Below are 23,652 nucleotides of genomic sequence, written 5' to 3' on the forward strand. Positions count from 1 at the left end.
CGGGCCGGAGCCCGCGGTCAGTGGCCGATGGCGCGCCTGGGCAGTGGCGACGAGTAGACCACGCTCGTCGTCACGGCGCCCAGCGAGCCGATCTTCCCGGAGATCTCCTCCAGGTGGCTCATGGAGCGGGCGCCCACCTTGATCACGAAACAGTCGTCGCCCGTCACATGGTGCGCCTCCATGATCTCCGGCGTCGCCTCCACCAGATCATGGAACGGCTTGTAATTGCCGTTCGGATAGCGCAGCCGCACAAAGGCGAGGATCGGGCGGCCGAGGCGTTCCTGGTCCACGACAGCCGTGTAGCCCGCGATCACCCCGGCCTCCTCAAGACGCCGTACCCGCTCGGTGACGGCGCTCGCCGACATCGACACGGTCCGGGCCAGCTCGGCGAAGCTGGCCCGGCCTTCCTGCTGGAGGGCCTCCAGGATGCGCCAGTCCGTGGCGTCCGGGGAATACGCGGTCATGGCCACCAGACAACAGTGAAATCCCCGGCAGATCAAGAGATGTCCCGGGGATCGGGCCTTCCAGGAGTTGATCATCGGGACATAGATTTTCAGCCATGACCACACAGCTCACCGCCCCCGCGAACCCGGTCCTGCGCGTGGCGCCCGCCGCTCCCGCCGTCGCCGCCGCCTACTTCCGCGCCAGTCTCGTCTTCCACGCGGATGTCTCCGACGTGGCCGCCGCGCTCGCCGCCGACGGCGAGCCGGGCTTCGTCGTCCTGGACTCCCGTTCCACCGCGTCCTGGGACCAGGGCCATGTGCCCGGCGCCGTCCATCTGCCGACCGCCCTCATCGCCGAGCAGGCCGAGCAGCTCCTGGACAGGTCCGTCCCGGTCGTCACGTACTGCTGGGGCCCCGGCTGCAACGGTGGCACCCGCGCCGCCCTGGCGCTCGCCGAACTCGGCTTCCAGGTCAAGGAGATGCTGGGCGGCTTCGAGTACTGGGTGCGCGAGGGCTTCGAGTTCGAGACCTGGGAGGGCCTTGAGCGGCGCGCCGCCGACCCGCTGACTGCTCCGCTCGACGCGCGGGACTGCGGCTGCTGACACCGCCGCGCCGCAGGACGGGGCGGGGCGGCCCCGGCTGGGGACCGCCCCGCGACCGCGCTCAGAGCTTGGCGAGTTCGTCCACCAGGTCGTCCAGGCCGAGCGAGCCCTGCGAGAGGGCCGCCATGTGCCAGGCCTTCGGGTCGAAGGCCTCGCCGTGGCGTGCCTTCGCCTTCTCGCGGCCGAGCAGCCAGGCCCGCTCGCCCAGCTTGTAGCCGATCGCCTGGCCCGGCATCGACAGATAGCGGATCAGTTCACTCCGTACGAAGTCGGCGGGCCTGCTGCTGTGGCCGCTGAAGAACTCGTGAGCCAGCTCCGGCGTCCAGCGCTCGCCCGGGTGGAACGGCGAATCCGCCGGGATCTCCAGCTCCAGGTGCATGCCGATGTCGATGATCACCCGGCAGGCGCGCATCATCTGCGCGTCCAGGTAGCCGAGTCGGCGTTCGGGGTCGGTGAGGAAGCCCAGCTCGTCCATCAGGCGCTCCGCGTACAGCGCCCAGCCCTCGGCATTGGCGCTGACGTGGCCGACGGTGGCCTGGTAGCGGGAGAGCTGGTCGGCGACGTGCACCCACTGCGCGATCTGGAGGTGGTGGCCGGGCACGCCCTCGTGGTACCAGGTCGACACCAGGTCGTACACCGGGAAGCGGGTCTCGCCCATCGTGGGCAGCCAGGTGCGGCCGGGCCGCGAGAAGTCCTCGGAGGGGCCCGTGTAGTAGGGGGCCGCGGCGCCGCCCGGCGGGGCGATGTGGGACTCCACCTTGCGTACCCGCTCGGCGAGTTCGAAGTGCGTGCCGTCCAGCGCTTCGATGGCCTCGTCCATCAGGGCCTGGAGCCAGTCGCGCACCGCGTCGACGCCCTCGATGTGCGTGCCGTGCTCGTCGAGGTGGGCGAGGGCCTCCCAGGGGCCCGCACCGGGCAGGATCTTGGCGGCCTCGGTCTTCATCTCACCGAGCAGCCGGTGGTATTCGGACCAGCCGTAGGCGTAGGCCTCGTCCAGGTCAAGCGCCGTGCCGTTGTAGAACTGCGACCAGCGCTGGTACCGCTCGCGGCCCACGGTGTCGGACGCTCCCTCGATGGCGGGCGCGTACACGTCGCGCAGCCAGTCGCGCAGCGCGGCGAGCGCCGCCGACGCCTGGCCGGCCGCGGCGTCGAGTTCGGCGCGCAGCGGCTCGGGGCCCGGCGCGGCGAGGTTCTCGAAGAAGCGGGTGTCGACCCACTCGCCGAGCTGGCCGATGACCGTGGCGGTGGCGCGCGGACCGCCGAACAGCTTGCGCTCCAGGCCCAGTTCGAGGGAGACACGGTAGCCCTCGGCGGCGGCCGGCACCGCGCGCAGCCGGGAGGTGACCGCCTTCCAGTCCTCCTCGGTCTCCGTCGGCATGATGGTGAACGCCATGCGGACGCTGTGCACCGGCGAGTGCAGATTGCTGACGGTGCGCAGTCCCTCGTCCGCCTCGTGTACGGCGAGTTCGGAGGTCAGCCGCTCCCGCAGGAGGCGGCCGCAGCGCCGTTCGGCATCGCTGTCGCCGCCGGGCTGCCGCTCGGCCTCGTCGAGGCGGGCGAGCGTCGTGCGCGCCAGGTCGGCCAGGGCCGACTGTCCTGCGGGGGAGAAGTCGGGCAGGAGGGCGTGGCTCGCCCGGACGCCCAGATAGCTGCCGGTGATCGGGTCGAGTTCGATGAGTGCGTCGACGTAGGCGTCGGCGACCTGGCGGGGCAGCGCGCTGCTGGAAGTGACTGACATGCGGACATCCTCTACGAGTGAGGGCTTCGCGTCACCACCAATCTTGCCGGGGCACCTGACCATTCTCCGCCGGGCACCCCTGGGCAACGCCCCCTCGGCGGCTGTGCCCGCCGCCGGTTGCGCCTGCCGTGAACCGAGAAAACGGCAGGCGCAACCGACCGATGCGGTCCTAGTTCTGCCCGCCCCGCGCGGCCGGGGTCACGGTGGCGGTCCTGCCGAGGCGGGCGGTGACGACCAGGGTGCCCTCCTCGATCTGGTAGTCGAGCGGCAGGCCGAGGCCGCGCATGGCCGCGACCATGCCGGTGTTGGAGGACTGGGTGACGGCATAGACGCTGTCGCAGCGGGCCTCGACGGCGAGTTCGACCAGCCGGCGCAGCAGCTCCGAGCCGATGCCACGGCGCTGCCAGGAGTCCTCGATGAGCAGCGCGACCTCGGTTTCGTCGCCGTCCCAGAGCAGATGGCCGAGCCCGACGAGTCGCCCCGACGCGGTCTGTACGGCGAGGGTGCGGCCGTAGCGCGGGCTGAGGAGGTGGCCGAGGTATCGGTCGGCGTCACCGACGGGGCCGTGGTAGCGCAGGCTCAGCGTGCGGTCCGAGCAGCGCTCGTGCATGGCCTTGGCGGCCTCGATGTCGTTCTGGTCGGCCCGCCGTACCGTGATCTCGTTGCCCTCCGGCAGGGTCAGGACGTGCTCACCGCGCGGGACGCGCGGCCCGAGGCGGGCGTCCAGCTCGACCAGCGCGCGGGCCCGCGCGAACTCGGTGGGCGTGAACGGCAGATAGGGCCGCTCGATGGTGATCACTCCGCCGCTCGGGTCGCGCAGCCGCATCGTGGTCGCTTCCAATACGCCCTCGACCGGGGCCGTCTCACCGGTGGGGCGGCCGGTCAGGGAGACCGCGGGCAGCGAGTGGATGGTGCAGCGGCCGAGCAACTGGCGCAACGCTAGCGGGAGTTCGGCCGCGTCGAGTGCGGTGCGGGTGGCGAGGCCGAGCACCCGGGTCGGCGCGTCCACGAGGTCGTGGGCGTCCGCCCGCTCGGTCCAGGTGTCGCGGGCGCCCACCGCCGCGACCACCCGGGACAGTTCGGCGGCCGACAGTTCGGCAGGCGTACGCAGCAGGAACTCGTCCACCGTGCCGTCGGCGAGCGGATGCGTCTGGAGGGTGAGGATGTCCACGCGGTGGCCGGCCAGCGCGGTGCACAGCGCCGCGAGGCTGCCGGGCTCGTCCCGCACCGTCGTCCGCATCCGCCACAGCGCCGTCTCGCGGGGCGCGTTCTCGGCTGCGGTGTCGTCGGTGCTGGAGGCCCCCGTCGCACCGCCGCCGGTATCGACGGCGGGCGGCGCATGGCTGTGGCGGCGTGCCCACCACGTGTGGAACGCGGCCGTGGCGACCAGTGCCACGGCCGACACGATCAGGAGGAAGGGCCCCTTGGGGCCGTGTGCGACCAGGTTCGCGAGCCCGTCGGCGACGGCCACCGCCGTGAACACCGCGGCGAGTTCGACGAGGTCCCGCCGCCAGTGGTGTCGGCGGCGGGGGTGCTGGCCGGAGGTCATTGCCTGCATATCAGTCATGGCATCACTGTGACTCACCGGTGTTGCGTGATCACGAACGCTTTGTGACTGACGGGTTAAGTGTGCTTCTGATGCTCTTTTGGCTGTTTTCTACGGGCCGCTGGCCTGGACTGGCCGCTTCCGGTACCGGGCCCGTCCGCCCCGCCGTGGATCACTGGCCCACGAGACCGGGCCTCAGCGCCTGGCTGAAGAGTACCGACCCGCCCTGCGCCCTGCCGGAACGGGCGAACGCGGGCGCCGCGGCGACCGTTTCGCGCGGACCGTCCTAGGCCCATCGGCCCAGGGCCAAGGAACGATCGACCGGCCGATCTTCGTTGGTTAGGTTGCCGGTACGGGACGCCGACGGGGGCGGACCGGCAGACAGAGGGGGAGCGCATGCCCATCAGTGGCCGTTCGCACATCCGCATCGCCCGACCGTCCCGAGACCTGGCGGCGGCCGAGCGCTTCTGGGCCGGGGGGCTCGGCCTCAAGGTCGTCTACCGCGCCGAGGGCGGTGACGCGCCGGGCGAGCACTCGCTCCTGATGCTCGGTCGGCCGGACGCCGACTGGCATCTGGAACTGGTCCACGAGGCGAGCCGTCCGGTCGAACCGCGGCCGACCGAGGAGGACCTTCTGGTCATCTATCTGGACGACGACGTGCCCGACGAACTGGTGGGCCGCCTGGTGGAGCACGGCGGCACACGCGTCCGTTCGCCGAACCCGTACTGGAACGAATGGGGCGTGACCGTGGCCGACCCGGACGGATACCGGCTGGTGCTCTGCAAGCGCGGGTGGTCCAACGCGTGATGTGACAACTGCTTGACGCGGCGGCCCTCGCGACGCTTCCCGGCACGGCCGCCTGTCACGCCTGCCGCCGCCGCTACCCGACCGCTTCCGCCAGGAGACCGATCCCGTGCCTGATGTCGCCGGGTGCGACATGGGCGTACCCGAGGACCAGGGTCACACCCGGGCGGGGCGCTGACTCGGAGCCGTAGTCGGTGAGCGGTCGGACGGCGACGCCCGCGCGAGCCGCCCGTTCCAGGAACTCCGGCTCGGGACCGTACCGCTGGGGCAACCGGACGATGATGTGCAGTCCGGCCGCGATGCCACTGACCTCGGCACCGGGGAAGTGCCGGGCCAGCGCCGCCACCAGGACGTCCCGGCGCTCGCGGTAGGCGCGTTGGCAGCGGCGCAGCTGGCGGTCGTAGGCGCCGCTCGTGATGAAGTCGGCCAGCAGCGCCTGGTCGAGGGACGGGTTGCCGAGGTCCATGGTGCGCTTGCGCGCGACGACGGCCGCCGAGAGCGGCTCGGGTGCGAGCAGCCAGCCGAGCCGCAGCCCCGGAGCCAGTGACTTGCTCACCGAGCCGGTGTAGGCGACGTGTTCGGGGTCCAGGCCCTGGAGTGCGCCCACCGGCGCCCGGTCGTAGCGGAAGTCCCCGTCGTAGTCGTCCTCGACGACCACGCCGTCCACTGAGCGTGCCCAGTTGAGGAGTTGGGCGCGCCGGTCGGCGGAGTAGCCGATTCCGGACGGGAATTGATGGGCCGGAGTCGCAACCACCGCCCGCACCCCGCTCGCGCGCAGCGGCTCGGTGGCCAGACCTTCGGCGTCGAGCGGCAGGGGCAGGGTGCGCACTCCCGCGGACGCGAACAGCGCGCTGTGCTCGGGGCTCCCCGGATCCTCCACCCCGACCACGGTCACATCACGTTCGGCCAGGGCGAATCCGAGCAGGGTCATCGCCTGCGCCACCCCCGAGCACACCACGATCCGCTCCGGGTCCGCGACGACGCCGCGCCTGCGGGCGAGCAGCCCGGCCAGCGCGGTTCGCAGTTCCGGAATTCCGCGAGGGTCCGGATATCCCAGTGCCCGGTGCGGCAGCGTGCCGAGGACCCGCTTGTGCGCGGCCGCCCAAGCCGCCCTCGGGAACAGGGACAGATCCGGGGTCCCCGGCAGGAAGTCGGTCACCGCACCACAGGGCCTCGGCGCCAGATCACGGATCGGCGGATCCGGCGCGGCGCGCACCGCGGCACCCACCCAGGTTCCCGCCCCCCGGCCGCTGCGCAGATACCCCTCGGCGGTCAGCTGCTCATACGTCTCTGTCACCAAGCCGCGCGAAACCCCCAGATCGGCGGCGAGTTCACGGCTTGAGGGCAGCCGGGTACCCGCCGCGAGCCGCCCGGAACGCACCGACTCGCGCAGCGCCGATTGGAGCATCCGCCCGCGCTGCCGGGCCGGAGCCGCGGCGGCGGGCACCAGCAGCTCCCAGGCCGCGTTCCAGGCCGCCCGGCCTTCGCCCCGCGACGCATTGGCCCCCGATGACGTCATGGAAGTGGACCTTAAAGGGGGCCGCCGTGCTCCTTAGCGTCGACCCCATGCACCCCACGAACGTGACCCAGCTGCGCGGCGCGGCGCTCGCCGCACTCGCCTGCGTCCTGGTCGGCGGCTCCTTCACCGCCAACAGCCTCCTCGGCGACTACCCGTACGCGACCGGCCAGGCACTGCGGTACGCCCTCGCCCTGCTGCTGCTCCTGCCGCTGCTCGGCCGTGGTGGCACAGCCCCGCTGCGACGGCTCGGCGGGCGTGCGTGGGGGCGTCTCGCACTGCTCGCCGCGGTCGGGATGGTCGGCTTCAACCTGGCGGTGCTCGCCGCGGAACGCACCGCCGAACCGGCCGTTCCCGGCGTTTTCGTCGGCTGCGCGCCCGTCGTGGTGGCCGTGCTCGTACCGCTCCTCGACGGGCGTCGCCCCGCCCGGCCGGTGCTGTACGGGGCGCTGCTGGTGGCGGCGGGTGCCTTCACCGTGCAGGGCTGGGGCCGCACGGACCTGGCCGGAATCGCCTTCTCCGCCTTGGCCTTGCTCGGCGAGGTGGGCTTCGCCGTGCTCGCCGTTCCGGTCCTGCGACCGCTGGGTCCCAAGCTCCTGTCGGCGACCGTGTGCGCGGTCGCCGCCATCGAGTCGGCGTTGGCCGCCGTCGTCCTCAATGGCAGTGCGGCGCTGAAAGTTCCCGGTCCGGCCGAGGCCGCCGCGTTGCTGTGGCAGGCCGCGATCGTCACCGTCATCGGGTTCGTCTGCTGGTACAGCGGGATGCAGCGGATCGGCGCCGAGAAGGCGACGCTGTTCTCCGGCCTGATCCCGGTGGCGGCCGCCCTCACCGCACCCTTCGTCGGTACGGGTTCCTACGGCGTGGCCCAGGCTGTCGGCAGCGCACTGGTCGGCGCCGGAGTCGCCCTCGGGTCAGGCGTGTTGGGCCTGGGCCGGGGTGCTGGTTGCGACGGGGCGGCTCGTGTCCAGGATGACGCGCGCGACCAGGGCCGGGTCGTCGTTCATGGGTACGTGGCCGCAGCCGGGCAGGCGCACCAGGCGGGCGCCGGGGACGGCGTGCTTGGCGCGGACGCCTTGGCGGCGCAGCAGCAGCCGGTCCCTGCTGCCCCAGGCGACGGTCACCGCGACCCCGGGCACGTCGTCGGTGAACAGCACCTCGCGTCCGGCGGCCAGGGTCTGCTCGAAGCCGGGCGAGTGGCGCAGCGCGAGCGTCTCGGCGACGACGGACTCGGGTGAGCGGCGGCCGGGGCGGGCGTAGATGGTGCTGGTCAGCGCGGTACGACCGGCGGCCGTGCGCGACATCCGCTCGATGACCGGCACCGGCAGCGCCTGGGCCACCTGTCGCATGGTGCGCAGCATCGTGAACGCGTACTGCCGCTCGGCCGGCGTCCAGAAGCCCGCGGGGGAGAGCGCCGTCACGGACCGTACGAGCTTCTCGCGGCCCAGTTCCAGGGCGAGCAGTCCACCGAGGGAGTTGCCCGCGACATGCGGTCGGTCGATCTTGAGGGCCTGGCACAGTGCGGCGAGGAACGGAACGACCGTGGTGAGCCCGTAGGAGACGCCGTCCGGAAGACCGGGCGACGTACCGAAACCGGGCAGATCGATCGCGATCACGTCCCGCTCGGCGGCGAGCAGGTCGAAGACCGGGTCCCAGGCCTGCAGGTGGTGGCCTACGCCGTGGAGCAGCAGGAGCGGTTCGCCCGTGCCCTGCCTGCGGTAGGTGACGGAGACGGCGCGGCTCCCACGGGGAGTGTCGACCATGAACGAGACCTCTGCGGCCATGCTGCTGCTCCCTGTCCTGGGATCCACACTTAGACGTGCTGTCAGCAACAATTACCGTTCGGTAGCTTGGAGTTCAAGAGACGTGCCGGACAAGTCCTCGGCTGCTTGCGGGGGAATCGCGGTCCGCGGACGTCATCCTCAGAGGGCCCCCGCGTACGCCGCTCCCGGAAAAACGGGCAAATCCATCTACCTGGCCCGTGCGCCGCACAGCATCCTCACAGCGGCGCGAACGTCGCGTGAACGCTCTGCGGCAACCCCCGTGTTCGCTCCGTAACGGTACGAGGATTGGTCTTGACCAAGGGGGTGCGCAGCCCTATGGTCGCAGAGTTAGTGCAGGAACCTTTAATAAACAAGGGCACGGAAAGCCGCCGCGCACACGGCGATTGCGGAGGATCAGGGTGGGGACCACGCAGCTGGAATCGGTGCCGGAACCGAAGTACTGGCACCTCAAGACGGTACTCAGCGAGGCGCTCGACTCGGACTTCGCGGTGGGCGAGATCCTGCCCAACGAGCGTGATCTCGCGGCCCGGTTCGGCGTCGCGCGCGCCACCCTGAGGCAGGCTCTGGAACAGCTCGAACTCGAAGGCCGGCTCCAGCGCCGCCGCGGGGTCGGCACCACCGTCGCCCCGCCGCGCACGGCCGTCTCCGTCGCCACCGCGCGACACGACTGGCCCGGCGCCCCCGGAGACGACTGGCAGACCGCCGACGCGACGACCGCCGTGGCGCCCGCCGCCGTGAGCCGCCTCTTCGAGAGTGCGACCGGCGAGGAGATGCACACCGTCCGGCGGATCCGGGTGAGCCACGGCCAGGCCGTCGCGGCCGAACTCCTTCACGTCCCGGTCGCCTCGGTGCCCGAGCTCTCCGCCATCGACGCGCCCTCGGGCCCGGCCCGTGGCCGCGCCGTACTGCGCGAACTGCGGCGCCTCGAACTCGAAGGCCAGGACCGAGCCGTGGAACTCGGCTCCGCACGCGCCGACGACGCCAAGGAACTCGACCGCCTGCCCGGCGCCCCCGTCCTCGTCGTGACCACCCGCTACTTCTCCGCGGGCCGCACCGCGGCCGTCTCGGTGGCCACCTACCGCGCGGACACCTGCCGCCTCACCTTCGGCGACTCGGGTGACCTGGAGATCAGCCACCCCGGCCAGCAGCGTCAGGCCTCCTGACCCAAGGGGCGCCCGTAAAACGTACGGCCCGCAGCTCCCGGAGTCGCGGGCCGTCGGCCTTCCGAAGGGGCGTTTCAGCGCCGCGCGGTGACCGTCCCTTCGACGGCGAACAGCTCTTCCTCCACGTGGTCGAGGGCAAGCCGCAACGCGCCCGTCGCCACCGCCGCCTCGCCCAGCATCGACAGCGCCACCCGAGGCGGCCGCAGGCAGTAGCGCGCCAACTCCTCGCGCAGCGGCTCCAGTACGCCATCTATACCGGCCGCCCAGCCGCCCACGACGACCAGTTCCGGATCGAGCGCGAGCACCAGCGCGGCCACGTCGTGCACCAGCCGTTGAAGGAACCGTTCCACCGCCGCCCGAGCACGCTCATCGCCCTGCTTGGCCAGCGCGAACACATCGGCGACGGCCTGCTCGTCCAGCGGGTGCAGCGGCTCGCCCGTCGTGGAGAGCAGCTTCTCCGGCGTGACGTCACGGCCGAGCAGATGGAGCGCCCCGATCTCGCCGGCCGCGCCGCCGAAGCCCCGGTGCAGCCGCCCACCGATCAATGAACCCGCCCCCGGGCTCAGGCCCGCCATCACGAAGACGATGTCGTCGGAGTCGGTGGCCGCGCCCTTCCAGTGCTCCGCCACGGCGGCCGCGTTGGCGTCGTTCTCGACCAGGACCGGGCAGCGGAAGGAACGCCGCAGCCGCTCGCCCAGCGCCAAGCCCGTCCACTCCGGCAGCGCCGTGCCGAGCCGCACGGTGCCGTCCGCCTCGACGATGCCGGGGCTGCCGACGCCCACCGCCCGTAGCGAGCTGCGGGCGACACCGGCGCGGCGCAGCACATCGGCGACGGTCATCCTCACCCGCTCCAGGCGCTCGTCGGCCGAAGCCGTCTCGGGGACCTCGCGGGAACCCGCGCCGAAGATCCGCCCGTCCAGGCCCGAGAGCAGGGCGGAGACCCGGTGCGGACCGATCTCTATGCCGAGCAGGTGCCCCGCCTCGGCCCGGAACCGGAAACGCCGAGCGGGCCGGCCCTGACGCCGGGCCCCGCCCTCTTCGGGAGCCGACTCGACGACCAGCCCGGTCTCCATGAGCCCCTCGACCACACCCTCGACGGTCGGCCGGGACAGCCCGGTGATCCGGGTCAGATCGGTCAGAGTGGGAGATTCCGCGCCTCTCAGGGCGTGCAGCACCACCGCGGAATTGATCCGCCGCAGCAGAGAGGGGTCCCCGCCGGTCAGCCGCCCCAACGTGTGTCCTCCCAGCTCGTGCGCGTGTCTGCCGGATCGTACTCGCTGGTCAGGTGTACGGCGAGCGGCGGCCGGTAACGGAGCCGCATCAGCTCGGGGCGACGAAACCCGACTCGTACGCGGCGATGACCGCCTGCGTGCGGTCGCGCGCGCCCAACTTCGCGAGCACGGCGCTGACATGCGTCTTCACGGTCTCCGTGCCGACGACGAGATGGGCGGCGATCTCCGCGTTGGACAGCCCACGGGCCATCAGCCGCAGCACCGCGGCCTCCCGGTCGGTGAGTGCCGCCTCGGCGAGCGCCGAGCGCGCCGAAGCGCTGCCGTACTCGGCGGCGAGCGCGCGCACCGCGGCCGGGAACAGCAGCGAATCGCCCTCGGCCACCAGCCGCACCGCATGGACGATCTCGGCGGGCCGGGCCCGCTTGAGCAGGAAGCCGTCGGCTCCTGCCCGCAGCGCCTCGTACACGTACTCATCGTTCTCGAACGTCGTGACGACGAGGATCTTCGGCGGGTCCTGGACCGTACGCAGCACGGCTCGCGTCGCCTCTATCCCATCGAGCAGCGGCATCCGCACATCCATCGCCACCACGTCCGGGCGCAGCTGCCGCACCAGCGGAATCACGGCCGCGCCGTCAGCGGCTTCGCCCACCACCTCGATGTCGGGCTGCGCTTCGAGCACGGCCCGCAACCCTGCGCGGACCAGGGGCTCGTCGTCGACCAGAAGAACGGTTACCGGCATCCGGCCACCCTAACGGCAGGCCACGGAACGGATCCGAGGCCTGTGGACAACCTCCGATCAGGCGGGCCGGGAGACGGTTCCTCAGACCAGGCTCTCCAGTGGCAGCCGCACCCGCACCCGCCACTCGCCCTCGTGCGGCCCCGTCTCCGCCTGCCCGCCGAGCAGCGCGGCCCGCTCCCGCATCCCGCGCAGTCCGCTGCCGCCCTTCCCGCTCGGTGCCGCACCCGTCAGCCGATTGGTCACATCCATCTCAAGTCGCATGCCGAGCACGGCCATACGGACCCGGACGGGCACCGGGCCCGCGTGCCGCAGCACATTGGTGAGTGCTTCCTGAAGGATGCGGTAGCCCTCCCGTGACACCGGGCCCGGCACTTGCTCCAGGGCGCCCGAGAGCTCCGCGTCGACGTGCGCTCCCGAACTGCGGGCCGACTCGAAGAGCCGGTCGGCTTCCATGAGGGTGGGCCGCTGACTGGCCGGCAGGCTCGTCTCGCGCAGCACGAGCAGCACCCGTTCCAGATCCTCCAGCGCGGCCCGGCCGGTCTCCTCGATCGCCGCGAGGGCCCGGTCGGTGAAGGCCGGATCCCGGGCCGCGCGGGCCGCGCCCGCCTGCACGACGGCGACGGTCAGGGCATGGCCGATGGAGTCGTGGATCTCGCGGGCGATGCGGTTGCGCTCCAGGAGCAGCTCGGTCCGCTCCTCAAGAGCGGTGAGCCGCTCGGCGGGCGACGGACCGAGCAGCCTGCGGGCGAGGAAGATGACGAGGTTCCCGGCCGACACCAGACAGACCAGCATGAGGGCGACCGGTACCAGCGCGAGCGGTACGAGCCACCCGTGCGACGGCCACGATTGCATCCAGCGGAAGACGACCGGCGGCTCTCCGAACCCACGCGCCACCAGATCCACGGACAGCGCCGGAAGCCAGACCGTCGACACCATCGTCACGCCGGACAGCACGAGCCGCGCCTCCAGCCAGAGCACGGTGCGCCACCGGTCGCGCCAGGTGGCCGACGGCGCGACCGCGATCGACGCGTCGGGCCTGCCCCGCTCGCCGGGCGTGAGGAGCAACTGCGCCTGTATGCCCTCTTCGAGACGCACCGCGGGAATCAACCCGAGCGGCACGACCAGCAGCCCCACGACGTAGAACCGGTCCATGTCGATGAACAGCCAGATGGCCACGAACGCGAGGGGGATGAGTAGATGCAGCCATCGGGTGTACGTGACCGGATGGCCAAGCAGGCGAAGAGAGCGGCGCATTCGCCCATCGTCCCAGCGCGGTGATCCCCGCGGCTCCCTCGCGCGGGGGAGAAGGTCCCCGCTGTCGGGGGAGGCCACTGACCTGCGCCGACGGGCAGGCTTGGGGGCATGACAAGGATCGACGTCCAAGAGCTCTGCAAGGAGTACGGCACCACGCGGGCCGTGGACCGCCTCACGTTCGGGGTGCGGCCCGGCCGGGTCACCGGCTTCCTCGGCCCCAACGGCGCGGGCAAGTCCACCACGATGCGCATCCTGCTCGGCCTCGACCGGCCGACCTCGGGCACCGCGCTGATCGGCGGCCGACGGTACACGGAGCTGGTCGAACCGTTGCGCGAAGTGGGTGCCCTGCTCGACGCCCAGGCGGCACACGGCTCCCGCACGGCCCGCAACCACCTGCTGGCCCTCGCGGTGAGCAACCGCATACCGGTGCGGCGGGTGGACGAAGTCCTTGAGGAAGCCGGACTCACGGGTGTCGCGGGCCGTCGGATCAAGACGTTCTCGCTCGGCATGAGGCAGCGGCTGGGGATCGCCGCCGCCCTGCTCGGCGACCCCGCGGTCGTGATCCTGGACGAGCCGTCGAACGGCCTGGACCCCGAAGGGATCATCTGGGCAAGGGAGTTGATGCGCGGCCTGGCCAGGGAGGGAAGGACAGTGCTCGTCTCCAGCCACCTGATGAACGAGACCGCCTCGTTCGCGGACCACTTGGTCGTCCTGGGCCGGGGACGGCTCCTGGCCGACACTCCGATGCGGGGCTTCATCGACTCCCGCATCCGGCCGAAGGTCCGGCTGCGCACCACCGAAGGCCCTCGGCTGCGGGCCGCGCTGCTCGGCAAGGGCTTCGACCCGGTCCAGGGTGAGGACGGATGCTGGACGGTGGAGGGAGCCCGGGTCGAAGAGATAGGTCCGATCGCGGCCCATGAGGGCATCCCGGTCCTCGAACTCACCAATGTGGAAGCCACGTTGGAACAGGCCTACCTCGATCTGACCGTCGGCGAGGCGGAGTACAGCTCGGCGCCCGCGACGCTGACCCAGGAGGTGTGAACCATGTCGTTCCCCGCAGTGCTCCACACCGAGTGGATCAAGGTCCGCTCGCTGCGCTCCCTCGTGGGCTCCCTGCTGACCGTGCCCGTCGCGACCGCGGGCCTCTCCCTCCTCATCTGCGGCTCCCTCGGCCGCCCAGAGCCCGGCAGTACGGACTTCGACCCGGTGCTGTTCTCCTACTACGGCCTGAATTTCGGCCAGTTGGCCGCGATCATTTTCGGCGCCATAGCGATGGCGGGTGAATACAAGGACTCCGGGATCCGGATATCCCTGGCGGCCGTGCCCGACAGGAGACTGTTCTACGGGGCCAAGCTCGCGGTGGTGGGCGGATGCGTCCTCGCCGTGGGCCTGGTGACCAGCTTGATCAGTTTCCTCGGCGGTCAGGCGCTGATGGACAAGGGCTTCGGCATAGGCATCGCGGATCCGGGCGCGTTGCGGGCCGTCGTGGGGTGCGCCCTCTACCTTGCCCTGACGAGCCTGCTGGCGGCGGGAGTCGCAGCCGTGCTGCGTAGCGTCACCGGCGCGCTGAGCGTGCTCGTGCCGCTGTTCCTGATCGTTCCCTTCGTGGTGGGAGACGCGTCGCAGGGAGGCGGCGCGGCCGACTTCCTGCCGGACCGGGCAGGGCAGCAGATCCTGCTGCAAGACCCGGTCGGGACGCTGGGGCCGTGGAGTGGCATGGCCGTCATGGCGGCCTGGACGGCACTCGCCGTGGGGCTCGGCTGGTGGGCGCTGCGACGGCGCGACGCCTGACCGGGAAGCGGGGCGTGCGACGGGGTGGCGCATGACCGGAAGGCGGGGCGTGCGATGGCGTGGTGCATGACCGGAAGGCGGCGCCTCAGGGGCTGACGGGCCGCCAATTGTCAGTGCCAGCAGGTTTACTGACGGCATGACCACCGCCCTGTATCTCCAGCGCATCGACTGGTTGCGCTCCCGGGAATTTCCCCAGGAGCGCAGCCGCAGCAGTTCGGGTGTGAGCGGGCCGGGATACCACTCCTCATGCCTGAGCGCCGACGAGGAGGAATGGGAGGACCTGACGGAACGGCTGGCAAAGCGCGCGCAATGCGTCGCCGACCACGACGCCCTGGTGGCGGAGCTCACGCGCCGCTGGGAGGAACCGCAGTGGATAAGTCTCTGGGGCGCCCAGGCCCGGCTGGTCGCGGGTGAGGTGATACCGGAGCCCTGGGCGGAGTTCGCCGTCGGATTCGACTTCCTGAACCTGTGGCGGGTCGACGGGCGGTGGATCGCGGTGGGCCTCGACCTGGAGGAGGAGGGCCCGGGGTGGGACCTGAGCGTCACGGTGACGGAGGTGGACCCTCCCTAGGGACGGCGACGTCCGCGGGGTGGGAATGGCGACGCCGGACGGGGAGGGCGACGACGTTCACCCGGGGAGGAACCGCGACGCCACCGGAGGGGGAAGACCCTGGGTGCCGGGCGCCCAACAGGCGCGACGGCCCTAATCGACGGGGGCCTGCGCCGCGAGGCGTAGGCGGGCGTACTCGTCAGCCATGGTCCGTGCGGTCCAATGGGCGTTGAGACCACTGGGGTTGGGCAGCGCCCACACCCTGGTGGAGCCGATCATGTGCTCCTGCGGGCCGATCTGGGCCCGGCGGTCGCCGAACGCCGTACGGTATGCCGTCACTCCCACGACGGCCAGCCAACGCGGTCGCAGCCGCTCCACCTTCGCGGTCAGCAGGCGCCCGCCCTCGCGGAACTCCTCGGCGTCTATCTCGTCGGCGCGAGCGGTGGCCCGCGCAACCACATTGGTGATGCCGAGACCGTACGAAAGGAGCTCGTACTGCTCCGAGGGCTTCAACTGCCTCGGGGTGAAACGGGACAGATGAAGTACCGGCCAGAACCGGTTGCCGGGGCGGGCGAAGTGGTGGCCCGTGGCGCCCGACATCAGACCGGGGTTGATGCCACAGAACAGCACGGACAGGCCGCCCGTGATCACGTCGGGAATGACGGTGTCGCGGGCGGCCTGGAGTTCCTCGGGAGTCAGCATGGGAGCAGGATCACAGGATCGAACCGGGGGCGTAACCGGCGGCCGCCGGATGCTGCTTGACGATCTCCTCGATACGGGAGAGCACCGCGGTGACCTGGTCGCCGGCCGCGCCGGTGAAGGACAGCTTGTCGGCCATCAGCGCGTCGAGCTGAGCCCGGTCGAGCGGCATACGCTCGTCGGCGGCCAGCTTGTCGAGAAGCTCATTGCGTTCGGCACCCTGCTCGCGCATGGCGAGCGCGGAGGCGACCGCGTGCTCCTTGATGACCTCGTGCGCGGCCTCCCGGCCGACCCCGGCGCGGACGGCAGCCATCAGGACCTTCGTCGTGGCCAGGAAGGGCAGGTAGCGGTCCAGCTCACGGGCGACGACGGCAGGGAAGGCGCCGAACTCGTCGAGGACCGTCAGGAAGGTTTCGAGGAGTCCGTCGAAGGCGAAGAACGCGTCCGGCAGGGCGACCCGGCGCACCACCGAGCAGGAGACGTCGCCCTCGTTCCACTGGTCGCCGGCCAGCTCGCCGGTCATCGACGCATAGCCGCGCAGGATCACCATCAGGCCGTTGACGCGCTCGCAGGAGCGGGTGTTCATCTTGTGCGGCATCGCGGAGGAGCCGACCTGGCCGGGCTTGAAGCCCTCGGTGACCAGCTCGTGCCCGGCCATCAGCCGGATCGTCTTGGCGACCGAGGACGGCGCGGCGGCCAGCTGCACAAGGGCGGTCACCACGTCGTAGTCGAGGGAGCGCGGGTAGACCTGGCCGACGGAGGTGAAGGCCTGCGCGAAGCCGAGGTGGCCCGCGATGCGCTGCTCCAGGTCAGCCAGCTTCGAGGCGTCGCCTCCCAGCAGGTCCAGCATGTCCTGAGCGGTGCCGACCGGGCCCTTGATCCCGCGCAGCGGGTAGCGGGCGAGGAGGTCCTCCAGGCGCCCGTACGCCACGAGCAGTTCGTCGGCGGCGGTCGCGAAACGCTTGCCCAGGGTCGTGGCCTGCGCGGCCACGTTGTGCGAGCGCCCGGCCATGACCAGCTCGGCGTACTCGCCGGACAGCTTGCCGAGACGGGCAAGCACGGCCACCGTGCGATCGCGCATCAGCTCAAGGGACAGCCGGATCTGGAGCTGCTCGACGTTCTCGGTCAGGTCGCGGGAGGTCATGCCCTTGTGGACCTGCTCGTGCCCGGCGAGCGCGTTGAACTCCTCGATGCGAGCCTTCACATCGTGCCGGGTGACCTTCTCGCGCTCCGCGATGGAGGCGAGGTCGACCTGGTCGATGACGCGCTCGTAGTCGGCGAGTGCGGCCTCGGGCACCTCGATCCCCAGGTCCTTCTGGGCACGCAGCACGGCGAGCCACAGCTGGCGCTCCAGCTTGACCTTCTGCTCGGGGGACCAGAGGACGGCAAGCTCCGCGGAGGCGTAGCGGCCGGCCAGAACGTTGGGGATGCGAGGCTTCGCAGACACAGCAGTCACATGTCGAGAGTCTACTGGCGATTTCTGCAGGCCAGCGCCCCACCCCGGTTTGTGCCTTGCTACGAGTGGGCGTGCGGCCCGCCGGACGGCGTGGGCGGGCGGGAGTCCGAGTGTGCCGCTCCCAGGTCGAAGCCCAGGGCTTCGGCCGCCGCAGCCGGGGTGGGCTGGGCCCAGCGTTCGGTCATCGCCTCTCGCGAGGACAGCGAGCGCAGCTCCGCCAGGTCCAGGTACAGGGTGCCGTCGAGGTGGTCGGTCTCGTGCTGCACGATGCGGGCGGGCCAACCGGTGAACACCTCGTCCACCTCGCGGCCGTGCTCGTCGAGCGCGCGGAGCCGCACCTTCTCGTGGCGGGCCACGACCGCTCCCCAGCCGGGCACGCTCAGGCAGCCCTCGAAGAACGCGGCCCGGTCCGACCCGACGGCCTCGTACGACGGATTGACCAGCACCCGGAACGGCTGCGGGACACGGCCCCGCACCTGCCTGACCTCATCCGACACCTCCGCCGCGTCCTCAATGACCGCGAGTCGCAGGGGGAGGCCGACCTGCGGCGCGGCGAGGCCGACGCCCGGCGCGGCGTGCATCGTCTCGCGCATCGCCTCGATCAGCCGGCCGAGCCGCCGATGGTCGAGCCGGTCGTCCACCGGCTCGGCGGGACGGCGCAGCACGGGGTCTCCTGCGGAGACGATCGGCAACGGGCCGGAACCGGAGAGGAGTTCGTCGATGAGGTCGGACAGCTGAGGGGACGCCATGCGCACAGCATGCCAAGAACGATCACGTCATGCGTCCCTCGGGGTCATGTCGCCTCTGTCAACAATCGGGTCTGGCGGGAATGTACGACCGGAATCAGATCTTTCCCTTGAGGGACGTGGTCGGCAGCCGCCGACGGTCCGGTGTTGCCCGATACCGCTCCAGGAAGACGAGGAGACCATGCCTCACGCGTCCGTCCGCACCGGGATCCCGGCGCATCCGCTGGACAATCCCGCGTACGACTCGCTGACCGGTGCGCACGCCCGGTTCGCCGAGGGTCGCGGCCGGGTGCTGCGCTATCAGACCGATGTGTCGCCCTGGCTCGGCCTGCCCGCGGATCCGGACGCCACCGACTGGGCTGATCTGGCCGCACTCGCCGGGCCCGGCGCGGAGGTGGCGTTGCCCGGAGTACGGGTCGCGCTGCCCGAGGGCTGGGAGGTGACGTTCGATATGGAGGGTGTGCAACTGGTCGACGAGGCGGTGGACGCCCGGCCCGACGAGGAGGCGGTGCGGCTCGGCGCGGACGATGTGCCCGAGATGCTCGCGCTCGTGGAGCGCACCCGGCCGGGCCCGTTCCTGCCCCGTACCGTCGAGCTCGGCACCTACCTGGGCATCCGCCGCGGTGGGGAGCTGATCGCGATGGCCGGCGAGCGCCTGCACCCGCCGGGCTGGACCGAGATCAGCGCGGTCTGCACCGATGCCGCGTTCCGTGGTCAGGGTCTCGGTTCCCGCCTGGTCCGCGCGGTTGCCGCGGGCATCAGGGAGCGGGGCGAAACACCGTTCCTGCACACCGCCGCCGCCAATACAGGCGCGATCAGCCTCTACGAGTCGCTCGGCTTCCGGCTCCGCCGCACGACCCGGTTCCTCGCTGCCCGGGTGCCGGAGCACAGCGCCGGATAGCGGGCGCCCCACACCCCACGTGCTGGCCCCCGTACCCTGCCCCGACGCCCCGACGCCCCGACGCCCCGACGCCCCGACGCCCCGACGCCCCGACGCCCCGACGCCCCGACGCCCCGACGCCCCGACGCCCCGACGCCCCGACGCCCCGACGCCCCGACGCCCCGACGCAACGGCCCCGCCATCCCGGCCATTGCCAGGTCGGGCGGTCAGGCGGTCAGCCGTCCACGCGGATCCAGTCCGATACCGGACCCGGCGCCGTCCCGGCCGGCGGTGTGACCCAGAACGCCTGGCTCTTCGACGCGTTGAAGTGGGCCCCGCTCCGGCCGTCGCCCGAGGACTTTCCGGTGATCCGGCGCCCTATCCACGGCACCAGATGCTGCCGGGCGAAGCGCAGGTCGGCGCTTCGCCGCGCGCTCCAGCCGGGCTGGACGGCGGGCGGCAGTGGCGTCCGCCAGTCGTCCTCGGGGTCGTGGCCGAGGGTCTGCCAGACCGCTTCGGCCACCCTGCGGTGCCCCTCCGCCGTGAGATGCAGCCGGTCCACGTCCCAGAGCCGCTGGTCGCCGAGGACCGGGGCGCCGTACAGGTCGACCACCAACGCGCCGTGCCGGGCGGCGAGTTCGTCGACGTACGAGAAGAGTTCCTCCATGCGGGGCCGGAACCGTTCCATCACCGGGCCGTTCCGCCCGGGGCTGCGCATCAGGACGAGCCGTTTGCAGGAGGGGGCCAGCTGCTCGACCGCGTCCGTCAGGAGCCCGCGGACGCGGCCCATGTCGCACTTGGGCCGCAGCGTGTCGTTGAGGCCGCCGACCAGGGTGACGACGTCCGGGCGGAGCGCGGCCGCCGCGGCCACCTGCTCCTCGACGATCTGCCCGATCAGCTTGCCGCGGACTGCGAGGTTCGCGTAGCGGAAGCCGGGGGTTCGGGCGGCGAGGCGGGTGGCCAGCACATCGGCCCAGCCCCGGTAGGACCCGTCGGGGAGCAGGTCGGACATGCCTTCGGTGAAGGAGTCACCGATCGCGGCGAAACTGGTGTAGGTGGCATTCATCTCCATGGCGGAGCGATCGTACCGCGCGGTATGCAGCTGCTGCTCGGGTGGCGGGATCCCGCTCCGGTCGGACCGGCCGCGCACGGGACCTGTCCGAACGGACCGTTTCGCGGTATGCCGGGAACACGTCAAGTTTTCGTTCCGCGGCCGGCGTCGGCCCCGCGAGAGAGCGAGCGTGCGATGTTGTTCACCGCGGCCTTCTGGAAGGCCACCGCCGAGCGTGCCATCCGTACCTTCGCCCAGGCACTGGCCGCCGTGCTGACCGCCGGCGCGACCAACCTCTTCGACGTGCGGTGGACCGCGGCCTTCGCGACCGCGGGCCTGGCCGCGGTACTGGCCGTCCTGATGGCGGTCGGGACGGGCCAGCTGGGGCAGTCGGGCCCCGGCCTCACCGAGACCACGAACCCGCCGCACCCGGCCAAGCCCGCCCCCTGAACAAACCCGGCCCGCCCTCCGACACCCGACCGCAGCCACCTGGCCGCCCCCGACGCCAGACCGCAGACAGCCGGGCCCGCCCCCCGCACCGGCCCGCAGCCACCCGGCCCGGCTCCGGCGCTACACCGCGGACCCTGGCTGGCCCACCAGCTCCCGCAGTACGTCCTCCATGGTCACCAGGCCCGCCAGTTTGCCGTCCTCGTCCAGCACCGCCGCCAGGTGGGTACGGCTGCGGCGCATCGCGGTCAGCACGTCGTCCAGCGGGGTTGCGTCGCGGACCCGGGCGATCGGCCGCAGGGCCGCGACCGGGAACGCCACATCCCGCGGCGCCGCGTCGAGCGCGTCCTTGACGTGCAGATAGCCCAGGATGCCGCTGGCCTCGTCCACGACGGGGAAGCGGGAGAACCCGGAGCCGGCGGAGAGCCGCTCCAGTTCCGCCGGGGTCGTGCCGACCTCGGCGCGCACCACCTTGTCCAGCGGCATCACCACGTCCCGCACCGGGCGGCGGCCCAGCTCAAGGGCGTCGTGCAGACGCTCGGCCGCACGGTCGTCGAGCAGCCCGGCATGGCCCGCGTCAGTGACCAGGCGGGCCAGCTCGTCGTCCGTGAACGTGGCCGCGACCTCGCTCTTGGCATCCACCCTGAGCAGCTTCAGAAGAGTGTTGGCGAAGGTGTTGACCGCGAAGATCACCGGGCGCAGCGTCCGCGCCAGCGTCACCAGCGGCGGACCGAGCAGCAGCGCGGTCCGCACCGGTTCGGCCAGCGCGATGTTCTTCGGCACCATCTCGCCGAGCAGCATGTGCAGATACGTCGCGACCGCGAGGGCGAGCACGAAGGACACGGGGTGGACGAGTCCGGTCGGCATGCCCACCGCGTCGAAGACCGGCTCGACCAGGTGCGCGATGGCCGGTTCGGCCACCACACCGAGCACCAGGGTGCACAGGGTGATGCCGAGCTGCGCCGCCGCCATCAGGGCCGAGAGGTGTTCGAGGCCCCAAACAACGCTGCGGGCCCGGCGGTTCCCGTCCTCGGCGAAAGGTTCGATCTGACTGCGGCGTACGGAGATCAGCGCGAACTCGGCGCCGACGAAGAAGGCGTTGACGACCAGGGTCGCCAGGCCGATCAGAATCTGGATCGCGATCACCGGCGGGCTCCCTGGTCCTCGTCGCCTTCGTCGCCCTCGGCGTCAAGGGGCGCGTGCAGCAGCACGCGGGCCGCGCGCCGCCCCCTCGCGTCGACCACGTCCATCCGCCAGCCGCCCAGCTCCACGCGGTCGCCGACCCTGGGGATGCGTCCCAGCTCGGTGGCGATCAGACCCGCGAGGGTCTCGTAGGGGCCGTGTGGCACCCGCAGCCCGATGGTGGCGAGCTGGTCGTCGCGGGCGGCGCCGTCCGCGGAGTAGAGGGTGCGGCCGTCGGTGTCGTGCCCGGCGGGCGCGAGGTCGGGGGTCTCGTGCGGGTCGTGCTCATCGCGCACCTCGCCGACCACCTCCTCGACGATGTCCTCCAGCGTCACGACGCCCGCGGTTCCGCCGTACTCGTCAATGACGACGGCCATGGTGCGCTTCCCGTACAGCTGGTCGAGAAGCCGGTCCACAGTGAGCGTCTCGGGGACGAGCAGGGGCTCGCGCAGCAGCGAGGTCACCGGATGTCGGCGTCTGCGCTCGGCCGGGACGGCGAGGACGTCCTTGATGTGCGCTATGCCGACGACCGAGTCGAGGCTGCCCCGGTAGACGGGGAAGCGGGACAGGCCGGTGGCGCGGGTCGCGTTGGCGACGTCCTCGGCGGTGGCCTGGATGTCGAGCGCGGTCACCTGCACGCGGGGAGTCATCACGTTCTGGGCGTTGAGCTCGGCGAGGTTGAGCGTCCTGACGAACAGTTCCGCGGTGTCCGGCTCCAGCGCGCCCGCCTTGGCCGAGTGACGGGCGAGCGCCACCAGTTCCTGGGGGCTGCGCGCGGAGGCCAGCTCCTCGGCGGGCTCCAGACCGAAACGGCGCACCAGGTGATTGGCCGACTCGTTGAGGTGGCTGATCAGCGGGCGGAAGGCCGCACTGAACACGCGCTGCGGGGTCGCGACGACCTTCGCCACGGCGAGCGGCGAGGAGATCGCCCAGTTCTTGGGGACCAGTTCGCCTACGACCATCAGGAACACGGTCGAGATCACCATGCCGAGGACCAGGGCCACCGAGCTCGCGGCCGACGCGGACAGCCCCAGCCCTTCCAGCGGGCCGCTCAGCAGCCTGGCGATCGACGGCTTGGCGATCATGCCGATGACCAGGCCGGTGACGGTGATGCCGAGCTGGGCGCCGGACAACTGGAAGGTGAGGCTTCGGACGGCCTTCAGCGCGCTGGAGGCGCCCCGTTCGCCGCGCTCGACCGCGCGCTCCAGGTCGCTGCGCTCCGAGGTGGTGAGGGAGAACTCGGCTGCCACGAACACACCGCACACCAGCGAGAGCAGCACGGCCACCAGGAGCAGGAGCACTTCGGTCATCGGGTCACCTCCGTCCCATGATCGGCCAGGGGGAGGCGGGGCGCGCGGTGTCGCGCGGCGGTACTGGTACTGGGAGGCTCGCCCATGGGCGGACGCTCACACCTTTCAGTCAAGGGGACAATGCGATGCCCCCATGGTAAAGCAGTGGCAAAGGGCGCTGGGGTGTCCGCTCAGCCGAGCGGCTTCACCCAGCGGCGCCACTGTTCCTGGGGACCGTACCCGGCGGCGTGCCAGGCGTGGTGGGCGAGCTCGTTGCGGACGAGGACCATGGCGTCGACGCGGCGTCCGCCGAGGCGTACGAAGCGCTCCTCGGCCGCGTCGAGCAGCGCCGCCGCGATGCCCTGGCGGCGGTGGCCGGGGTGGACGGCGAGGCGGTACAGATGGCAGCGCCAGCCGTCGAACCCGGCTATGACGGTTCCGACGAGGACGCCGTCGCGCTCCGCCAGAATCAGGGCTTCGGGGTCCCGGTCGACGAGGCGGGCCACCCCGTCCCGGTCGTCGCTGATGCTCGTTCCCTCAGCGGCTTCGCGCCAGAACCGCAGCGCGGTGTCGATGTCCGTTGGGGTGGCGCAGCGGATGTCGAGATCACTCATGGGGCGAGCCAAGCAGAGCACCGGAGCATCTGGCGAACGGTTTGCGTGCCGCTGTGCCGCTGTGCCGCTGTGCCGCTGTGCCGCTGTGGCGCTCGGCCGACCGGGGCAGCCCGACGTCATCGCCTTTCC

At 71.7% G+C, this 23,652-nt stretch carries 23 protein-coding genes and 1 pseudogene; 9 read left to right on the forward strand and 15 right to left on the reverse strand.

Annotated elements, in window-relative coordinates; all coding sequences use genetic code 11:
- Positions 1-17 precede the first annotated feature (17 nt).
- Complete coding sequence (locus OG522_RS31590) at positions 18-464, reverse strand: Lrp/AsnC family transcriptional regulator (protein ID WP_329466444.1); 447 nt, start codon at positions 462-464, stop codon at positions 18-20.
- Positions 465-559: 95 nt separating this feature from the next.
- On the opposite strand from OG522_RS31590, the gene OG522_RS31595 reads away from it, so the two are divergent.
- Entirely contained in the window at positions 560-1,045 is a 486-nt protein-coding gene (locus tag OG522_RS31595) for a rhodanese-like domain-containing protein (protein ID WP_329466445.1), read from the forward strand.
- A gap of 61 nt (positions 1,046-1,106) precedes the next feature.
- Here OG522_RS31595 and OG522_RS31600 read toward each other — a convergent pair whose 3' ends face one another.
- Both OG522_RS31600 and OG522_RS31605 read right to left on the reverse strand, forming a co-directional pair.
- Complete coding sequence (locus OG522_RS31600) at positions 1,107-2,783, reverse strand: DUF885 domain-containing protein (protein WP_329466446.1); 1,677 nt, start codon at positions 2,781-2,783, stop codon at positions 1,107-1,109.
- A 169-nt stretch (positions 2,784-2,952) separates the two neighbouring features.
- On the reverse strand, positions 2,953-4,341 hold the full coding sequence (locus OG522_RS31605; RefSeq protein WP_443074852.1) for a GNAT family N-acetyltransferase: 1,389 nt from the start codon (positions 4,339-4,341) through the stop codon (positions 2,953-2,955).
- Positions 4,342-4,725: 384 nt separating this feature from the next.
- Between OG522_RS31605 and OG522_RS31610 the strand changes: the two genes are divergently transcribed.
- Positions 4,726-5,136 carry a VOC family protein gene (locus OG522_RS31610; RefSeq protein WP_329466447.1) on the forward strand — a complete coding sequence of 137 codons (411 nt, stop codon included), beginning with the start codon at positions 4,726-4,728 and terminating at the stop codon, positions 5,134-5,136.
- Positions 5,137-5,209: 73 nt separating this feature from the next.
- Here the strand turns inward: OG522_RS31610 and pdxR are convergent, their stop codons facing one another.
- A complete protein-coding gene (pdxR, locus tag OG522_RS31615; protein WP_329466448.1) occupies positions 5,210-6,652 on the reverse strand; it encodes a MocR-like pyridoxine biosynthesis transcription factor PdxR in 1,443 nt (480 codons plus the stop codon).
- A 47-nt stretch (positions 6,653-6,699) separates the two neighbouring features.
- On the opposite strand from pdxR, the pseudogene OG522_RS41300 reads away from it, so the two are divergent.
- Positions 6,700-7,113 (forward strand): annotated as a pseudogene (locus tag OG522_RS41300) (EamA family transporter); the annotation flags it as partial.
- Between the two features lie 447 nt (positions 7,114-7,560).
- On the opposite strand, the gene OG522_RS31625 reads toward OG522_RS41300, so the two are convergent.
- Positions 7,561-8,430, reverse strand: coding sequence for an alpha/beta fold hydrolase (locus tag OG522_RS31625; protein WP_329466449.1), 870 nt, complete (start codon positions 8,428-8,430; stop codon positions 7,561-7,563).
- Between the two features lie 398 nt (positions 8,431-8,828).
- Here OG522_RS31625 and OG522_RS31630 point away from each other — a divergent pair, with 398 nt between their 5' ends.
- Positions 8,829-9,593 carry a GntR family transcriptional regulator gene (locus OG522_RS31630; protein WP_329466450.1) on the forward strand — a complete coding sequence of 255 codons (765 nt, stop codon included), beginning with the start codon at positions 8,829-8,831 and terminating at the stop codon, positions 9,591-9,593.
- A gap of 74 nt (positions 9,594-9,667) precedes the next feature.
- Here the strand turns inward: OG522_RS31630 and OG522_RS31635 are convergent, their stop codons facing one another.
- The 3 genes from OG522_RS31635 to OG522_RS31645 all read right to left on the reverse strand — a co-directional run bounded on the left by OG522_RS31635 (position 9,668) and on the right by OG522_RS31645 (position 12,818).
- Positions 9,668-10,825 (reverse strand): ROK family transcriptional regulator, encoded by a 1,158-nt coding sequence (locus tag OG522_RS31635; RefSeq protein ID WP_329466451.1) that lies wholly within the window; start codon positions 10,823-10,825, stop codon positions 9,668-9,670.
- Between the two features lie 88 nt (positions 10,826-10,913).
- The gene (locus tag OG522_RS31640) at positions 10,914-11,564 is read right to left on the reverse strand and encodes a response regulator transcription factor (protein WP_329466452.1); all 651 of its coding nucleotides are present in this window, start codon (positions 11,562-11,564) and stop codon (positions 10,914-10,916) included.
- 81 nt (positions 11,565-11,645) lie between these two features.
- Positions 11,646-12,818, reverse strand: coding sequence for a sensor histidine kinase (locus OG522_RS31645; protein ID WP_329466453.1), 1,173 nt, complete (start codon positions 12,816-12,818; stop codon positions 11,646-11,648).
- A gap of 108 nt (positions 12,819-12,926) precedes the next feature.
- On the opposite strand from OG522_RS31645, the gene OG522_RS31650 reads away from it, so the two are divergent.
- From OG522_RS31650 to OG522_RS31660, 3 genes are all read left to right on the forward strand, one after another.
- Complete coding sequence (locus tag OG522_RS31650) at positions 12,927-13,859, forward strand: ATP-binding cassette domain-containing protein (RefSeq protein WP_329466454.1); 933 nt, start codon at positions 12,927-12,929, stop codon at positions 13,857-13,859.
- 3 nt (positions 13,860-13,862) lie between these two features.
- Entirely contained in the window at positions 13,863-14,609 is a 747-nt protein-coding gene (locus OG522_RS31655; RefSeq protein WP_329466455.1) for an ABC transporter permease, read from the forward strand.
- A 136-nt stretch (positions 14,610-14,745) separates the two neighbouring features.
- On the forward strand, positions 14,746-15,180 hold the full coding sequence (locus OG522_RS31660) for a hypothetical protein (RefSeq protein WP_329466456.1): 435 nt from the start codon (positions 14,746-14,748) through the stop codon (positions 15,178-15,180).
- A 132-nt stretch (positions 15,181-15,312) separates the two neighbouring features.
- On the opposite strand, the gene mug is transcribed toward OG522_RS31660, so the two are convergent.
- The 3 genes from mug to def are packed head-to-tail and all read right to left on the reverse strand — an operon-like array spanning position 15,313 to position 18,063.
- The gene (mug, locus tag OG522_RS31665) at positions 15,313-15,861 is read right to left on the reverse strand and encodes a G/U mismatch-specific DNA glycosylase (RefSeq protein WP_329466457.1); all 549 of its coding nucleotides are present in this window, start codon (positions 15,859-15,861) and stop codon (positions 15,313-15,315) included.
- A gap of 10 nt (positions 15,862-15,871) precedes the next feature.
- Positions 15,872-17,314 carry an adenylosuccinate lyase gene (gene purB / locus OG522_RS31670; RefSeq protein ID WP_329466458.1) on the reverse strand — a complete coding sequence of 481 codons (1,443 nt, stop codon included), beginning with the start codon at positions 17,312-17,314 and terminating at the stop codon, positions 15,872-15,874.
- A gap of 59 nt (positions 17,315-17,373) precedes the next feature.
- Entirely contained in the window at positions 17,374-18,063 is a 690-nt protein-coding gene (gene def, locus OG522_RS31675) for a peptide deformylase (RefSeq protein WP_329466459.1), read from the reverse strand.
- Positions 18,064-18,241: 178 nt separating this feature from the next.
- On the opposite strand from def, the gene OG522_RS31680 reads away from it, so the two are divergent.
- The gene (locus tag OG522_RS31680; RefSeq protein WP_329466460.1) at positions 18,242-18,961 is read left to right on the forward strand and encodes a GNAT family N-acetyltransferase; all 720 of its coding nucleotides are present in this window, start codon (positions 18,242-18,244) and stop codon (positions 18,959-18,961) included.
- Positions 18,962-19,175: 214 nt separating this feature from the next.
- Here OG522_RS31680 and OG522_RS31685 read toward each other — a convergent pair whose 3' ends face one another.
- Complete coding sequence (locus OG522_RS31685; protein ID WP_329466461.1) at positions 19,176-20,012, reverse strand: SGNH/GDSL hydrolase family protein; 837 nt, start codon at positions 20,010-20,012, stop codon at positions 19,176-19,178.
- Positions 20,013-20,186: 174 nt separating this feature from the next.
- Here OG522_RS31685 and OG522_RS31690 point away from each other — a divergent pair, with 174 nt between their 5' ends.
- On the forward strand, positions 20,187-20,441 hold the full coding sequence (locus tag OG522_RS31690) for a holin (protein WP_329466462.1): 255 nt from the start codon (positions 20,187-20,189) through the stop codon (positions 20,439-20,441).
- A gap of 120 nt (positions 20,442-20,561) precedes the next feature.
- On the opposite strand, the gene OG522_RS31695 is transcribed toward OG522_RS31690, so the two are convergent.
- From OG522_RS31695 to OG522_RS31705, 3 genes are all read right to left on the reverse strand, one after another.
- Positions 20,562-21,584: a hemolysin family protein gene (locus tag OG522_RS31695; RefSeq protein ID WP_329466463.1), complete on the reverse strand. Its 1,023-nt coding sequence runs from the start codon at positions 21,582-21,584 to the stop codon at positions 20,562-20,564.
- Positions 21,581-22,930 carry a hemolysin family protein gene (locus OG522_RS31700; protein ID WP_329466464.1) on the reverse strand — a complete coding sequence of 450 codons (1,350 nt, stop codon included), beginning with the start codon at positions 22,928-22,930 and terminating at the stop codon, positions 21,581-21,583. The genes OG522_RS31695 and OG522_RS31700 overlap by 4 nt, the downstream gene beginning before the upstream one ends.
- Before the next feature lie 170 nt (positions 22,931-23,100).
- Complete coding sequence (locus tag OG522_RS31705) at positions 23,101-23,523, reverse strand: GNAT family N-acetyltransferase (RefSeq protein ID WP_329466465.1); 423 nt, start codon at positions 23,521-23,523, stop codon at positions 23,101-23,103.
- Positions 23,524-23,652 lie beyond the last annotated feature (129 nt).

Origin of the sequence: Streptomyces sp. NBC_01431, from assembly GCF_036231355.1 — a bacterium.
Classification (GTDB): Bacteria; Actinomycetota; Actinomycetes; order Streptomycetales; family Streptomycetaceae; genus Streptomyces.

What these genes read in the sequence shown, in the direction of transcription:
- OG522_RS31590 (WP_329466444.1), bottom strand. Translation starts at nt 464, where the DNA reads ATGACCGCGTATTCCCCGGACGCCACGGACTGGCGCATCCTGGAGGCC.
- OG522_RS31595 (WP_329466445.1), top strand. Translation starts at nt 560, where the DNA reads ATGACCACACAGCTCACCGCCCCCGCGAACCCGGTCCTGCGCGTGGCG.
- OG522_RS31600 (WP_329466446.1), bottom strand. Translation starts at nt 2,783, where the DNA reads ATGTCAGTCACTTCCAGCAGCGCGCTGCCCCGCCAGGTCGCCGACGCC.
- OG522_RS31605 (WP_443074852.1), bottom strand. Translation starts at nt 4,341, where the DNA reads ATGCAGGCAATGACCTCCGGCCAGCACCCCCGCCGCCGACACCACTGG.
- OG522_RS31610 (WP_329466447.1), top strand. Translation starts at nt 4,726, where the DNA reads ATGCCCATCAGTGGCCGTTCGCACATCCGCATCGCCCGACCGTCCCGA.
- pdxR (WP_329466448.1), bottom strand. Translation starts at nt 6,652, where the DNA reads ATGACGTCATCGGGGGCCAATGCGTCGCGGGGCGAAGGCCGGGCGGCC.
- OG522_RS31625 (WP_329466449.1), bottom strand. Translation starts at nt 8,430, where the DNA reads ATGGCCGCAGAGGTCTCGTTCATGGTCGACACTCCCCGTGGGAGCCGC.
- OG522_RS31640 (WP_329466452.1), bottom strand. Translation starts at nt 11,564, where the DNA reads ATGCCGGTAACCGTTCTTCTGGTCGACGACGAGCCCCTGGTCCGCGCA.
- OG522_RS31645 (WP_329466453.1), bottom strand. Translation starts at nt 12,818, where the DNA reads ATGCGCCGCTCTCTTCGCCTGCTTGGCCATCCGGTCACGTACACCCGA.
- OG522_RS31650 (WP_329466454.1), top strand. Translation starts at nt 12,927, where the DNA reads ATGACAAGGATCGACGTCCAAGAGCTCTGCAAGGAGTACGGCACCACG.
- OG522_RS31655 (WP_329466455.1), top strand. Translation starts at nt 13,863, where the DNA reads ATGTCGTTCCCCGCAGTGCTCCACACCGAGTGGATCAAGGTCCGCTCG.
- OG522_RS31660 (WP_329466456.1), top strand. Translation starts at nt 14,746, where the DNA reads ATGACCACCGCCCTGTATCTCCAGCGCATCGACTGGTTGCGCTCCCGG.
- mug (WP_329466457.1), bottom strand. Translation starts at nt 15,861, where the DNA reads ATGCTGACTCCCGAGGAACTCCAGGCCGCCCGCGACACCGTCATTCCC.
- def (WP_329466459.1), bottom strand. Translation starts at nt 18,063, where the DNA reads ATGGCGTCCCCTCAGCTGTCCGACCTCATCGACGAACTCCTCTCCGGT.
- OG522_RS31680 (WP_329466460.1), top strand. Translation starts at nt 18,242, where the DNA reads ATGCCTCACGCGTCCGTCCGCACCGGGATCCCGGCGCATCCGCTGGAC.
- OG522_RS31685 (WP_329466461.1), bottom strand. Translation starts at nt 20,012, where the DNA reads ATGGAGATGAATGCCACCTACACCAGTTTCGCCGCGATCGGTGACTCC.
- OG522_RS31690 (WP_329466462.1), top strand. Translation starts at nt 20,187, where the DNA reads ATGTTGTTCACCGCGGCCTTCTGGAAGGCCACCGCCGAGCGTGCCATC.
- OG522_RS31700 (WP_329466464.1), bottom strand. Translation starts at nt 22,930, where the DNA reads ATGACCGAAGTGCTCCTGCTCCTGGTGGCCGTGCTGCTCTCGCTGGTG.
- OG522_RS31705 (WP_329466465.1), bottom strand. Translation starts at nt 23,523, where the DNA reads ATGAGTGATCTCGACATCCGCTGCGCCACCCCAACGGACATCGACACC.